This window comes from Paramagnetospirillum kuznetsovii (assembly GCF_003284725.1).
Classification (GTDB): Bacteria; Pseudomonadota; Alphaproteobacteria; order Rhodospirillales; family Magnetospirillaceae; genus Phaeospirillum; species Phaeospirillum kuznetsovii.
Genome location: NZ_PGTO01000041.1, coordinates 1 through 13,385 on the forward strand (window position 1 = coordinate 1; position 13,385 = coordinate 13,385).

At 64.7% G+C, this 13,385-nt stretch carries 12 protein-coding genes; 1 reads left to right on the forward strand and 11 read right to left on the reverse strand.

Going from position 1 to position 13,385, the window contains the following annotated elements; genetic code table 11:
* Nucleotides 1–214 precede the first annotated feature (214 nt).
* Genes mamN through mamH form a run of 8 tightly spaced genes read right to left on the reverse strand, consistent with a single transcriptional unit; the run spans nt 215 to nt 8,997 of the window.
* Nucleotides 215–1,528, reverse strand: coding sequence for a magnetosome biogenesis transporter MamN (gene mamN, locus CU669_RS20485; RefSeq protein ID WP_112147446.1), 1,314 nt, complete (start codon nt 1,526–1,528; stop codon nt 215–217).
* Nucleotides 1,529–2,485: a magnetosome biogenesis CDF transporter MamM gene (gene mamM, locus CU669_RS20490; RefSeq protein ID WP_112147447.1), complete on the reverse strand. Its 957-nt coding sequence runs from the start codon at nt 2,483–2,485 to the stop codon at nt 1,529–1,531.
* A 54-nt stretch (nt 2,486–2,539) separates the two neighbouring features.
* Nucleotides 2,540–2,776, reverse strand: a complete 237-nt coding sequence (gene mamL, locus CU669_RS20495) for a magnetosome protein MamL (RefSeq protein ID WP_112147448.1) — start codon at nt 2,774–2,776, stop codon at nt 2,540–2,542.
* Nucleotides 2,777–2,831: 55 nt separating this feature from the next.
* On the reverse strand, nt 2,832–3,875 hold the full coding sequence (gene mamK / locus CU669_RS20500) for a MamK family actin-like protein (protein WP_112147449.1): 1,044 nt from the start codon (nt 3,873–3,875) through the stop codon (nt 2,832–2,834).
* Nucleotides 3,876–3,922: 47 nt separating this feature from the next.
* Nucleotides 3,923–5,242, reverse strand: a complete 1,320-nt coding sequence (gene mamJ, locus CU669_RS20505) for a magnetosome protein MamJ (RefSeq protein ID WP_112147450.1) — start codon at nt 5,240–5,242, stop codon at nt 3,923–3,925.
* Between the two features lie 15 nt (nt 5,243–5,257).
* Nucleotides 5,258–7,465, reverse strand: coding sequence for a magnetosome formation protease MamE (gene mamE / locus CU669_RS20510; protein ID WP_112147451.1), 2,208 nt, complete (start codon nt 7,463–7,465; stop codon nt 5,258–5,260).
* Nucleotides 7,465–7,674 (reverse strand): magnetosome protein MamI, encoded by a 210-nt coding sequence (gene mamI, locus CU669_RS20515; RefSeq protein ID WP_112147452.1) that lies wholly within the window; start codon nt 7,672–7,674, stop codon nt 7,465–7,467. The genes mamE and mamI overlap by 1 nt, the downstream gene beginning before the upstream one ends.
* Before the next feature lie 36 nt (nt 7,675–7,710).
* Nucleotides 7,711–8,997, reverse strand: a complete 1,287-nt coding sequence (mamH, locus tag CU669_RS20520; protein ID WP_239988820.1) for a magnetosome biogenesis transporter MamH — start codon at nt 8,995–8,997, stop codon at nt 7,711–7,713.
* Between the two features lie 238 nt (nt 8,998–9,235).
* Here mamH and CU669_RS20525 point away from each other — a divergent pair, with 238 nt between their 5' ends.
* On the forward strand, nt 9,236–10,426 hold the full coding sequence (locus CU669_RS20525) for a DUF445 domain-containing protein (RefSeq protein WP_239988821.1): 1,191 nt from the start codon (nt 9,236–9,238) through the stop codon (nt 10,424–10,426).
* Here CU669_RS20525 and CU669_RS20530 read toward each other — a convergent pair.
* The 3 genes from CU669_RS20530 to CU669_RS20540 form a co-directional block, all read right to left on the reverse strand.
* Nucleotides 10,404–11,798, reverse strand: coding sequence for a heme biosynthesis HemY N-terminal domain-containing protein (locus tag CU669_RS20530; RefSeq protein ID WP_112147453.1), 1,395 nt, complete (start codon nt 11,796–11,798; stop codon nt 10,404–10,406). The two genes, CU669_RS20525 and CU669_RS20530, sit on opposite strands and share 23 nt — an antisense overlap.
* Before the next feature lie 3 nt (nt 11,799–11,801).
* The gene (locus CU669_RS20535) at nt 11,802–12,848 is read right to left on the reverse strand and encodes a COG4223 family protein (protein ID WP_112147454.1); all 1,047 of its coding nucleotides are present in this window, start codon (nt 12,846–12,848) and stop codon (nt 11,802–11,804) included.
* A gap of 191 nt (nt 12,849–13,039) precedes the next feature.
* On the reverse strand, nt 13,040–13,375 hold the full coding sequence (locus CU669_RS20540) for a hypothetical protein (protein ID WP_112147455.1): 336 nt from the start codon (nt 13,373–13,375) through the stop codon (nt 13,040–13,042).
* Nucleotides 13,376–13,385: the final 10 nt, after the last annotated feature.

Below are 13,385 nucleotides of genomic sequence, written 5' to 3' on the forward strand. Positions count from 1 at the left end.
GTCGGCCCCGTGGAAATTATCGTCCTCGTCGTAATGGTCGAGGAGATAGATCCCCCAGGCGAAGGTCACGAAGATCAAGAAGGCCAGGATCGAGACAGGCGTCTTCCACGACCGTTCGCAAAAGACGATCTTGTTGGTGGGCAGATCGCCCATGGTCTCGCCGACTTCAATCATGGCTGTGTTCCACGTTCATTCGGGTTCCTGTCGTCATGTCTCATCCTGCGAGAACAGCGATATACACGGTCGCCAGCACCAGGAAGATTCCCATCAGCGGCATGCCCCAACGGACATATTCCCGATGGGTGAATTGCAGACCGGCGGCGGCGGCGGATGCCAGTTCCGGATGCCGCTTCACGAAGCCGGAATATTGAGTCATGGCCAGGGAGCCCGCCGTGGCGCCCGGCAGCGCCGCCACCGAACCCGCCATGATGCCCAGCGCCAGGGCCCACCAGGCCGCCTGGCCGTCCCCATCCAAGCGAAGCGTCGCCGCCACCGGGGCGAAGACCGCCGCCGAGGTGCCGCCCCCCACGAAAATGGTGACGGCGGCGGCCATCCACATCAAAAGGATGGCGCGGACGCGGTCATGGGCGGCGGTGATGCCTTCGAGCCAGTTTACCGCCCAGTCGAGAACGCCCACCGAGGTCAGCGCTCCCACCATCACGAACAGGCCACCGTAGAACAAGATATCGGTGCCGCCGCAGGCCGTGAAGAACTCGTCGTCCTTGAAGCGGCCCAGTCCCAGCGCCGTAAGGCCCGCCACAAAGGCGATCCAGCCCGGCCGAACCTTCAGCGGCCCAGCCAGGATCAACCCGGCGACGGTGATGCCGAAAATGATCAATCCATAGCGCAAAAGGCGGCGGTCGATATCGCGATGGCGCAACGCCTCGCCCCGGACCCAAGCCGGATCCACGGGAATTTCCACGCTTTTCCAATCCCCAAGACGCCGCTCGAAGAAGACCAGCATGACCGCCAGCAAGATCAGGCAGGCGGGCATCATCCCGGCGATGAAATCATTGAAGTGAAGCTTGCCGGCCGAGGCCAGAATCATGTTGGGGAAATCGCCGATCATGGTGGACGACCCGCCCAAATTGGCGGCGACGATCTCGGCGATGATGACCGGAACCGGATCGATGCCGGTGCGAAAGCACACGGTCAGGGTCACCGGGACCACCACCGCCACCGTCACCAAGGAGTTGCTGGCCAACGAAATCCCATAGGTCACCAGCGCCATCATCACCAAAACCCAGCGTCCTTGGCCCTGCGACAGTTCCGCCGTTCCCGCCGCCAGATAGGCATAGACGCCGGACCGTGCCAGGAGGGCGGAAATGGCCGCCATGCCGAAGATCAGGGCCAGGGTCTCGAAATAAACGGAGCGTAACGCCATGACCGGCGTGTATGTGCCGCTGATCGTTCCGATCACCACCAATGCCGCCGCCCCGGCCAAAACGGCCAGATGGCTGCCCTCGGCCCACCGATAGATAACGGCGAACGTCGCGACGAACACGGCAAGGGTGAGAAATCCGATCACCTAGTTATCTACCTTGGACAGCATGACCTCGTCGTAAGTCAGCGGCTCTTCCGAGAAGGTGGGCTTGCTGGTATCTCCGGCTTCCCGCGCCTCGGCGCTGACATGTAGCGATTCGATGCGGCGCATCTTGCCGCAGACCGCGGCCTGAACCGCCTCGCAAATCTCGTGGGCCTGCTCCACCGTGTGCTCGGGATCGACGCCGATGATCATGTCGGCCCAGATGTCTTGGCCCACATAGCGGGCGCGCAGATGGATCACGCCGCGCACACCGGGAACCTGCTCCGCCGTATCCACGATGCGGTTCTGCACCGCCTCGCCCGCCGTATGGTCCATCAGGCCGCGATAGGCATCCATGAAGACGACCTTGCCCAGCAGCAGCAGGTCGATGGTTTCCCACAGGGCGACCGCCGGATCGATCCACGGCATGCTGAGGTAATGGGCGCCAATGATGCCCAGCGCCACGGCCCCCGAAGCGGTGGCGTCGCCATGATGATGCTTGGCCATGGTCTTGATGATGGGGCTGTTGGTCTCGATGGCGACGCAGCGGGAGTAGAAATACATGGCCACATTGACGCCGACCGAAACCAGCGCCGCCCACAGCACGATCAGATGCGGGGTGCGGTGCATGCTTTCATCCAGCAGGATCTGGACGGCGTGAACCAGCAGATAGCCGGTCAGTCCGATGAAGACGACACTGACCACCATGGACAGAATGAATTCGACCTTGCCGTGGCCGTAGGGATGCTCCGCGTCAAGAGGCTTGCTGGAAATGGTGGTCCCGATGACCACCATCAGCGCATTCAGCATGTCCTTCAGCGAATACATGGCGTCGGCGAGCATGGCCTGCGATCCGCCGATCAGACCGACAAACGCCTTCATGACCATGAGTACGGTGTTTACAGCCAAGCCGACCCAGCCGATGCTCCTGCTGCAGACTGTGCAACCGCTCTTCCTCATCCTTACTCACTCCAAAGCCCTGGCTTGGCCTCGCCTCAACACAAGCGAAGAGATTCAGCGCTTGATGACGATGCTCTTCCCCGGCGTCTTCTGCTTACGCCGCTTCATGACGCTGGCCAGCACAGAGACGATGCCGATGGCGAAACCAAGAAAAAAAGTTATGGCCAGGACCACAAAATGCGGTGCGATCATCGCCAGTGGTCCCAGGCGGGTTTCGACCATATGCGCGTTGGACGACGCCAACAGCACGACCGCCCCCCCGAACGCCAACAATCCGATCAATCTTACCATGCCACTGTCCTAGACTGCCGCATATCCCGGGCCCGCATATCGACCTCTCCCGCCGTCATGGGCCGGAGACGTCTCCAAGCTGACGCCAATACTGCGGCGGTAGCTCTTCCGCCAGACGCAAGGCGCCCCGGCAACCGTCGAACGTGGGATCCTTGACGCAGGTTACTTCCGCGTCGCCGAAGGGACGCAGCTTCTCCTTGACGTATGACGCCAATCCGCGAATGCGCGAGCCGCCACCGGCGAACACGATGTTTTGCAGCACGGTCGCCTGATATTCGGGCTGGAACGAACGCAGCAGCGTCTCGATGCTTTCGATGATGTCGGGCAACAACGCCTCGCAGGCGACCTTCACCGGTTCGGTCACGTCGGCGCGCACGGGCTTGCCTGCGGCGCGGAACTCGAACGAGGCAACCTCGGTGGGAGTGCCGACGAAGGAGAACTGCTCCTTCACCGCGCAGGCGACATTCACGTTCATCTGCAGTTCGGGATGACGTTCCAAGATGGCGTTCTGGAGCCGCTCATCCACATAATTGCCGGCCTTGGTCAGGGTGACCTGATCCTCGGGACCGGGAACGGTGCCCTTCAGGGCGCAGATATCCGTGGTTCCGGCGCCGATATCGACGATGATGGTGTTGATCAGCTTGTCCAGGCCGTAGCCGACCATGAACGGCTCGGACACCACCAGGGCGGTATGAACCACTTCCTGGGCCATCTTGAGCAGTAGCGCTTTGTTGGCCGCCGATGCCCGCGCCGGCACGCCGATGACGGCGCAGATCTCGTCGTTGGGGCCGGGCTCCGCCGACTTCACCACATGGGTCAACAGATGGCGCGCCACTTCGATGTCGCGATCGCTGATCTCGCTGAGCACCCCGTCCTGAAGCGGATAGCGGATATCCAGGTAGGAGCGCATCTCGAAAGCCTCGTCGCCGACCACATAGGGGCGGCCGAGCAGCTTCAAACCGATGACATCCTTCGGATATCCAACCACCGACTTCAGCAGGAACTTCTTGCCCCGGCTCGACATCACCGCAGTATGGGAAGTCCCAAGGTCGATGCCAAGGAACAACCTGTTCTTGGCCTGGCCTTCACCTTCACTCATTTTTGTCACTCCGTTCGCGTGCTAAATGACCAAATCACGGCTGTCGGCTATTTTTTCTTGCCCACCGCGTCGCATTGCGACGTGGAGCAGTCCCCGCAACTTTCCCCGGCGGATCCCGTCAGCCGACGCGCCCCGGAGACGACGCTGTCCCCGATGGCACGCCCCCCCTTGACCACGCCACCGACGACGCCGCCGACGACCTCGGCACCAAGGTTGAAGACCCCACGCACCGCCGAACCGGCGATCCCGAAAATTCCGCCGAGAAGATCTTCGACGGGAACTTCCTGAACCGCGACGGCCTTCGTCCTGACCGGTGCGGCCTTCTTCTTCTTCGCTGGCTCGCGGACGGGCTTGGCCGCCGGGGCGACGGAAGGAGGAGAGGCCAAAACCGGGGTCATGGCCGCGGCCGCCAGCATCAGTTCGGAAAGGCTGGAATTGGCCGCCGGGGCGGGAGCTGTCTCGGATTGCGCGGCGATTTCGATTTCCGGTTCGTCAACCGCCTCTTCCGGCGCTTCGGGCTCGGGCTCGGGCTCGACTTCGGCCGCAACCTCTTCCGGCGCTTCGGGCTCGGGCTCGACCACCAGCACTTCGGGTTCGAAAACAGCCTCTTCCGGCGCTTCGGGCTCCGGCTCGGGCTCGACTTCAACCGCAACCTCTTCCGGTGCTTCGGGCTCGGGCGCGACGTCCGCCGCAACCGCCATATCCGGCTCGGCTTCGATCACCAGCGCTTCGGGCTCCAGCTCGGCCACGGCTTCCGCCGACACGATCTCCGGCTCAACCACCAGTGGCTCGGATTCGACCACCAAGGAGAATTCTTCGGCAGGCACGGACTCGTCGGGAATCATACCCTCGGCCAAACCGCTCAGCCGAGCCAAGCTGTCGGCCAGTGTCTCCGACGCCACCGCGTCGTCTTCGGGGGCCTGGACCGGCTGAACCTCGATCATCAGATCGGAGACGGACACGGTGACATCCGGAGTGATCGCCTGGGGGGGGGCCTCCACCTCGATGACGATATTGCTCTCCGAGGTCGTCTCGACCTCTTCCTCGCGGCGGGGAGTCCGCCAGATCGGCTGCGACCAACGGCTGACCAGATCGCCGACCGACGAGGATTCCGCGGGGCGGGCGGGAGCCGGGGCCGGTTGAACCGCCTCGATCCGGCCGCCGTGATTTGACGACCAGGGCGAGCTTTCCAGCAAACTGACCCAAATATCGCCTTGCTGCGCCGGCTTTGGCGACGCGGCCAAAGTCGGCGAGGGATGGACCGTCACCGAGACGATTTCCGGCTCCGAAGCAAACCCACCGCCCACCAGCAGGCCTTCGCCTTGGCTCTCGTCGCCCTTGTCGCGATCTCGCCGGTTAGTCGCCATTATCCCGCTCCACCATCAAAGGACAATCCAGAACTCTTGGCCATTGCGGTTGACCTTCAGCAATATCTGCTGCCCGGCATTCGTCGCCCCCTTAATGGCGGCGTCGAGACGAGCCGGACCGGCCACCGGCCGATTATTGACCTCGAGGATGAGGTCGTTGGCCTGGAGCCCCGCCACGGCGGCCCGTGATCCGACAAGAACCTCGGCCACCTGGGCCCCCTTGGCTCCGGGAACCGGTACGGCACCGGGCACGCCGGTGATCGGACGCGGCGCCTGGAAGGTTTCGATCTCCATGCCCAACCAGTTGAACTCGGTCGGAGGCTTCGGCAGGGCGGCCGGAGCACCGGGAATCGCGGCCATGCCGGGTGTGACGGGGGCCATACCGCCCATGGGCGGCTGAGCCATGTCGACCGCGGCCGGAGCCTGGACCGCCGCGGCGGCCAGACCGGCGGGTCCGGCGACCAGGGTCATGTTACGCACATCGCCGTCGCGCAGGACACCGAGCCGCACCGAACGTCCGGCATGCATCTCGGACATGATGGCGAAGACTTCCTCCGGCAGGCGGACGGGACGGCCGTCCACCTTGAGCAAGACGTCGCCCGGCCGCAGCCCAGCCGTCGCCGCCGGAGTATTGGGCGTGACGCCGGAGATGAACACTCCGCGTCCGGCCGTTACACCGGTCTGGGCGCCAAGGCGCTGCGACATGGGAGTCAGGGCGGCGCCCAAAAGCGTGACCCGACCGGTTCCGGCGGCGGCCGACTGCCCGCCGCGCGGCCCCTGGATATTGATGGCCAAGCTTCCCGGCGGCTGCGCGAAGCGGTAAGCCCCCCCGCCGGGCCCCGGCGCGGCGATGGGCGCGGCGCCCCCCAACATCTGATGGCAGTTGGCGCAGTTCATCTTCTGACGGCCGTCGGTATGGGGCGAAACGGCACCCATGGGGATCGGCGGCGGCGGAATCGGGGCGGCGATGGGCATCATCGGCGCCTGCGGTCCGTTTCCGGCCGGAATCAGATCGTGGCAGGTGGTGCAATCCATGTTCTGCCGACCATCGGTGTGGGGCGCCGGAGTCCCGGCGAGAATGGCCGGACCCGCCGCGCCCACGCCACCACCCATGGGGCGCTGCATGGCCACCAGGCCCATGGACGCGCCCTCGGCGGTGGAGGTCGGCAGCCAGCCCACTTCATCCAAGATGAACAGGCGGGCCTGATTGCTGGGCACGGCGAAGCCGATTCCGGCAAAGGCGCCGTTGGGGGTGTAGATGGCGGTATTGATGCCGACCACCGTCCCGTTGGAAATCACCAGCGGACCGCCGGAATTGCCCTGATTGATGGCGGCGTCGGTCTGCAGCAGGTTGGAATGGGTCACGCCCTCGATCACCATGGACTTGCGCTTGGCGGAAATGATGCCCCGGCTGACGGTCATGTCCAGACCGAAGGGAGTCCCGATGGCGATCACTTCGTCGGCGACCCGCACCCCGTCGCTGTCGCCCAGAACGGCGGCGGTCAACGGCGTCTTGGCGGCCACCTTCAGCAGGGCGAGATCCAGAGCCTCGTCCATCTTGATGATTTCGGCGGCATAGCGGGTCGAACCCACGTCGTCCTGCACGGTGACGAACACCGAATTGGCGCCGCGCACCACGTGATAGTTGGTGACGATGAAGCCGTCGTTGCGCACGATCACGCCGGTACCGATGTTTTCCACCGACCGTGTGGCGGGATTGGCGAAATGGGGCAGTCCGTCAGGATTGGCCAGGCCCAAGGGGTCGGGCATGGCCTGCCCGTTGGCCGAAGACGCGGTAACGGCGACAACGCTGTTGCGCAGCAAGGTGACGACGCTCGAGAACGGCCCCCCGGCCCCAATGGGAGCCGGTCCGAAATCCACCATGGGGGGCATGGTCGCGATGGCACCGGCGGCCGAGGGCGGCGCCACGCGGGCGCCAGCCGGAACCGACATGGCCGGATTGGCGGCGACCGACGGCCCGCCCTGCTGTGCCGGAACCCCGCCCTGTTGTACCGGAACATTGACGGCATGGCCGGTGCCCCGCCCCATCTGCTCCAGCATGGCGCCGAGACGAAGACCGCCCGAGGACTGCCGGTAAATGAAGGCGCCAAACAGGACGACCAGGGCGACCACGCCCATGAGCATCAGATAGCGCTTCAGATCCTTGCCGCAGGAAGCATCGCCGCGCCCGCCGTCTTCTACGTCACCATTGAACATGGCCATCAACCATCGATGTCAGGGTCTGAAGCGGTCCCCTTGTTGGAACGAGGCAACCGCACGGATTGCACCCCGGCGGCCAGCGCGACCAAGCCAAGGATGATCAGGGCCACCGGCACTGCTCCGCGCAGAAACTCGGTCACCGACCACCACCATGCCGTCACCCCCAGCAATCCGAGGGCAAGCGCCAGCAGTCCGAAAATCACGCTTGGCATAAACGTTACTCCAGTCTTGATGCAGAGCGAATGGCGCTACGCCACCCCGTCGTCCCCTGGGGCGTCGCCTCCGCCGCCGTCACGCGCCTCGCGTTTCAGCAGGCGCAATGCATACGCCGATATAATCAAGTTTCCAACGCCAGTAAAGACAAAAGGTGCCGGCGGACCTATATAATCAAATAAAAGCCCACCAACCTGAACAAAAAAAATAATACCCACACACCCAATAACATTGAATGCACCAAGCACCGACCCAAGCAAATCCCTAGGCGCGTAATCAACGGTTAATATTTGTGGCGCCACAAAACAACCGGCCTGCCCGGACGCAATCAACAAGATGGGCAGCACCATGAACCAATCGAACGGATTGACAATGAAACCCAGCATTATGAAACCCAGGGCGGACAGCACCATTCCCAGCAGAACCGCCTGAATGCGGCCAAACCGTTCGATAAATGACCGCCAGACCGGGATCGAGAGCATGACCACGGCCCCCATCAGGCCAATCAGCATTCCGGCCCGCGCCGCCGCCTCGGCCTGCCCGACCTTGATCAGATCGGCGAAGTAGATAAACCACAGCATGAGAAAGAGCCCGACGAACACCATGTCGCTGCGGGCGAACAGGGAACTGGCGAAAGCCAGACGCAGGCGGGGCTCCGCCTGCACCAAGTTCCAGACCGCCCGCCAGGGAACCGAGGTTTCTTGCGTGCGCGGAGCGACATCCACCAGGAATTTCCCCGCCAGCCAGGCACCGGCCAGGGAAACCGCCGCCGTCAGCAGCATGGTCACGGCGATGCCCGCATGGGCCGGGATCTGCATCAAGATGGCGTAGACCAGGGTTACCCCGAAGGCCATCATGAACGCGGTGTTGGACATCAGGCGCGCCCGGGTGCCGTCATCGCTGAAATCCCCGGCCAGGGCCGACAGTTGCGGCCATACCGCGCCGCTGCCCGCCGACATGATGACCCGCGAAACGTAATAGACGACCAGCGCGCCGATGGAGGCGCCGCCGATCCAGGGGCTGAGCGGCGCGATCACCGCGCCGACGGCGGCGACCAGAAACCCGGCCACGATGATCCTGACCCGTCCGATCCGATCCGACAGATAGCCGAGATAGGCGAAGATGAAGAGATCCAGAACCTCGGTCACGACCTGCACATTGGCATTGACGGCGCCGGCGGTTTCGAAGGAGATATTAAGAATGTTTCGCAAAAACAGCGGCTGAATAGCAACCACCAGCGTCATGAAAACCATGCACAACGCCGATAGCAAATAAAGGGCGTTGCGTTGGTGCACTTCAACTTCTGCCGCGGCCGCTTCCACTCGAGACACCCGTCACCTCCGATTCGATCGGACTATAGCAGCGAGTCGGGGGCGGTTGACAACACATAAACACAGGGTTCATACGAAGGTACCCCGCATTCCGCCGACTTCAGCGGATTCCGTGCATATGCTCGAAACAAAAAGTTACACTTACCTGCCGCCGCCCTCGGATTCGGATCAGATGCCCTCTTTGCCGGAAGATAACGATAATCGAACGCAACATGCCGGACTTTCCCGCATGCGTACTTATGCTACGGCTTTGCTTGCCTTGATCTCCGCTGTGTTCGCATTCTCCGTTTGGGGGGAGCGAACCTGGCCGTGGCTGGCGCCGGTCCGAGCCTTCACCGAAGCCGCCCTGGTCGGCGGCATCGCCGATTGGTTCGCGGTCACCGCCCTGTTTCGCCATCCATTTGGTCTTCCGATCCCCCACACCGCCGTCATTCCCCGCAATCACGGCCGGATCGCCGCCGCCATCGGCCGGTTCGTCGCCGACAACCTGCTGGCATCGCAGGCGCTGGCCCAGCGGCTGGAGGAACTTGATACGGCCGGACGTCTGGGGCGTTGGCTGGCCCAACCGGAGACGGCGGCCATGATCGCCGCCCGGATCGCCGGATCGCTCCCCCCCATCATCGACACAATCGGCGAGCAGCGGTGGCGCGGAACCATCGGCGGCGGCCTGCGCAAGGTGGTCGACACCGCCATCACGGCCCCGCGCATGGCCGACATCTTGTCCTACATGGTGGAGCGCGGCTATCACCACGCCATCTTGGATCATCTGGTGACGGAGGCCCGCTCCTTCGTCGCCCAGAACCGTTCCTTCATCCGCGCCAAGGTCGCCAAGGAGTGTCCGGAATGGCTGCCACTGTGGGTGGAGACCCAGATCGCCCAGGGCGTCACCCACGGCATCGACGGATCACTGGGGGAATTGACCGCCCACGACCATCCCTGGCGGCTGAAATTTGAACTCTTCGTCCACGAAACCATCGACGGCATGACCAATTCACCGCATTTCGCCCAGCGGATCGAGGACGCCAAGGTGCAGGTTCTCGACGACCCGGCCCTGGAGACCTATCTCCGTCAGTTGGGAAGCAGCGCCTACGACCACTTGATGGAAGAGGCCGAGACCATGGAGTTGCTGATTGAAAACGGCCTGCGCGAAATCGGCCAGCGGCTGGAGCACGACACCGCCATGCGGGCGACCTTGAACCGCTGGCTGCGCGACGCCACCGAAGCCCTGCTGGTGCCCCGGCGCGAACTGATCGGCTCGCTGATCACCGATCTGGTCATGCGCTGGCGCACCCCGTTCCTGATCGAGAAGCTGGAAAGCCACGTGGGCAAGGATCTTCAGTATATCCGCATCAACGGCACCGTGGTCGGCGGCCTGGTGGGATTGGCCATCTACACGGTTACGACGCTGGCGCAGCGCTAGGCTCGACGGGAGCGGGCGGAGCCTCCGCCAACGGCGGAACATGTTCGGGGACGGGCGGATTTTCCGGCTTGTGAGCCGGGCGCGTCCATTGGATGGCGGCCCCGGCGGCGCAGGCCGAACAACAAGGCGCCCACGATTCCGAGATCGCGCCGCAGGAGGCGCAGACCCAGGCGGGCGCGGCCGGAGCCTCGCGTTCTCGGCGGCGCCAGATTTCGGCCCGTTCCGATCCGCCCGGCTCCTTGTCCTCGATCTCGGCCATGAGCCGACATCCCAGCGCATCGGGCGCGATCTTCAACGCCGCCATGAGGTGACGGCGGGCGACGCCCCATTTGGCGACGGCGACGGCCGCTTCTCCGGCGGCGAGGTGGCCGTCGGGATCATGGGGAGCCAGTTCCGCCAGGGCCTCGAACCGCCTCAAGCGGCTGTCGGCATCCTCGTCGCGCCACAGCGGCGCGCAGGTTTCCAGCAAAATCCGGGCGGGGGCGGTCCGCCAGATCGCGGCCAGGACCGCTTCGGCCTCGGCCCGGCGCCCCTCGGCCACGTCAAGCCGAAGGACATGCAGAGCAGCCGGAAGAAAGCCCGGATCGGCGGCCAAGGCCTCGCGCGCCAGCCGCAAGGGACGGGCGGGGTCGTCCAGGCCTTCCAGGCAGGCCTGGCCTTCCAGCACCACGGCCCGCCAACGGGCGGCCAGGATCGGCGACAGCCGTCCGGCGGAAAGGGTGGCGTCGATGCAGGCCTGGGCCGCCTCCCACGCTCCATCTCGGAGTTTGGCGGCAAAGGTGGCCACATCCTCGGCGCTGGGCTCGGCCGGAACGACGGGAGCCTCGACGACGACGGCAGGAATGGGCGGCGGCGGCTTTCTTTCGACGACCGGCGGGGCGGACGGCTTCTTCGCGAACAAACGCCCCTTGGGCGGTTCGGACCGGTGCTGTTCGCGCCGGGGCTGTTCTGGCCGGGGCGGCACCACCGGAGGCGTGGTGGAGCGCGGCATCAACCGGTCCAGACGGGCGGCAAGCTCGGGACTGTCCAACAGCCGGGCCGCCTCGGCGCCGAGGCGGCGGCCGTCGCCGATATCGCCGCTTTCGGCCGCGTCCAGCGCCGCCAAAAGGGCAAGCATCCCCTTTTCCCGTCCACGGGCCTGTCGCGACTTGCCCAGCTTGGTCGGCAGATCGGCCACCAGCGCCGACAGCCGCGCCAAACCGGAAAACACCATGAAAACCGCCAGCAGGGTACCGAGAAGCACGGGGACATTGGTGTCCACATGCCAGCCCAGCCATTCCACCTGCACCATTCCGGCATTATCCGAAAACCACAAGGTGGCCAGAACCACCGGTGACATGAAGATCAAAAGGACAATGAGGCGCAGCAGCATGGGTCACTCGTCCCGAGACGCGGCGACGGTCATGACCATCGCCGACAGTTCAGACAACACCGCGTCCACGGTCAGACGCAGTTCCGCCGCTTCCAGCCAGGGCAGGATCGCCGCCGTACCGGGGCCTTCGGCATGGCGCAGCACCGTGACCGCTCCGGCCAGATCGCCGCCCGCCAGCAGCCGGGCGGCGCTGTTCAAGGCGCCGTCGAGGCCTTCATTGCTGCTTTCAGCCCGCCGGACCATCACCGCCGATCCCAGCCAATGCCGGATATCGGCAGGAATCCAGCCGGTTTCGGCGGCGGCTTCGAGCCTGCGCGCCGAAGCGGCGGTCATGCGGAAGTTCTCGGCCAGGGCCACGCGGGAAACCACACCGGTCCCCGCCCCAATGGCCAGCGGCGCCAGCTTGTCGGCACCGCTTTTCTCGGCCAGGGCCAGGGCCGCCTTCAATTGGGCGGGATAGGGCATGCCCCGATCCACCGCTTCCCGCAGTTGTCCCAGCGCGGCCAGGAACAAGGGCGCGCGGTCACGGCGTTCGGCAATGCGGCGAAAAGCCGCTTCCGCCTTTTCCACCGCGCTGGACAGCTTGGTGGCGCCCCCTTCGTCGGCCGCCAGCTTGCGGACCATGTCCAGATCGCCCTTGATGGCGGCCATCTCGGCGGACAGACGCGCCAACTGCGCCTGATCGGCGGGGGCGGCGGCCTCCTTGCGCGGTTCCTGCTCCAGCTTGCGGATCACGACTTCAAGCATCACCAACCGCTGGTCCGTCTCCGCCAGCCGCATGGCCAAAGGCCCCAGAGAGGCTTCCAGCATCTCCACCCGTTCGTCCAGGCTGGCCGGTCGCGGGGCGGCGGCCATGGAGCCCGTCTCGCCTCCCAGCCATTTGGCCCAGGGACCGGGAAGACCGCCGAGACGCGGCGCCAGCCAGGGCCAGGCCAGCACACCGCCCACCAGGATCACGGCCAGATACAGAACCACCACCTGGCCGCCGCCGTCCCGGCGTCGGGCGGGGCGGTATCCGCCCTTCGACTGTTCTTTTTCGGTGCTATCCATAAGGCTCCGCTTCCACTGGCTGCGCCGCCGCCGACCGGGCAGGCAGGCCCGCTGGCGCGATCTTCATGATCGCCGACCTTTTTGGCAAGCCATTATTAAGGGCCGCGAAACGGCCAGCGGGGCTCCCGAAAAGAAACATCCCGACGCCCGCCGAAGCGAGACGTCGGGATGCGCATCGTCGGGTCCGAGGATCAGATCCGGTCGGCGACCCAGCTGATCAGCGGCAGCTTCCAGGCCCGCTGGAACACCACGGAAACCAGTCCGAGAAGGGAGAACACCAGAACCCCCATGGACGAGAAACCGAAAATCCACTTCCCCAGAACGGGAACATGCAGCGCGAACAGCGCCAAAACGCCCCACATCCAGATCACCAGCCCCTGCTTGGCGTGGAAGTAAACGAATTCGTCGTCCCGATCCACCAGAAGCGGAACGAAGCACAAGACGCTGAGATAGGACAGCGCCGCCATCAGATAGGAGCGGCAGCCACAGGGGGCGTTTTCGGTTTCGATCAAGATTGCCTCAGCCATTGTCGTGTCC

What these genes read in the sequence shown, in the direction of transcription:
- CU669_RS20530 (WP_112147453.1), bottom strand. Translation starts at nt 11,798, where the DNA reads ATGCTGCTGCGCCTCATTGTCCTTTTGATCTTCATGTCACCGGTGGTT.
- mamE (WP_112147451.1), bottom strand. Translation starts at nt 7,465, where the DNA reads ATGGCCATGTTCAATGGTGACGTAGAAGACGGCGGGCGCGGCGATGCT.
- mamL (WP_112147448.1), bottom strand. Translation starts at nt 2,776, where the DNA reads ATGGTAAGATTGATCGGATTGTTGGCGTTCGGGGGGGCGGTCGTGCTG.
- mamM (WP_112147447.1), bottom strand. Translation starts at nt 2,485, where the DNA reads ATGAGGAAGAGCGGTTGCACAGTCTGCAGCAGGAGCATCGGCTGGGTC.
- CU669_RS20540 (WP_112147455.1), bottom strand. Translation starts at nt 13,375, where the DNA reads ATGGCTGAGGCAATCTTGATCGAAACCGAAAACGCCCCCTGTGGCTGC.
- mamI (WP_112147452.1), bottom strand. Translation starts at nt 7,674, where the DNA reads ATGCCAAGCGTGATTTTCGGACTGCTGGCGCTTGCCCTCGGATTGCTG.
- mamK (WP_112147449.1), bottom strand. Translation starts at nt 3,875, where the DNA reads ATGAGTGAAGGTGAAGGCCAGGCCAAGAACAGGTTGTTCCTTGGCATC.
- CU669_RS20535 (WP_112147454.1), bottom strand. Translation starts at nt 12,848, where the DNA reads ATGGATAGCACCGAAAAAGAACAGTCGAAGGGCGGATACCGCCCCGCC.
- mamJ (WP_112147450.1), bottom strand. Translation starts at nt 5,242, where the DNA reads ATGGCGACTAACCGGCGAGATCGCGACAAGGGCGACGAGAGCCAAGGC.
- CU669_RS20525 (WP_239988821.1), top strand. Translation starts at nt 9,236, where the DNA reads ATGCGTACTTATGCTACGGCTTTGCTTGCCTTGATCTCCGCTGTGTTC.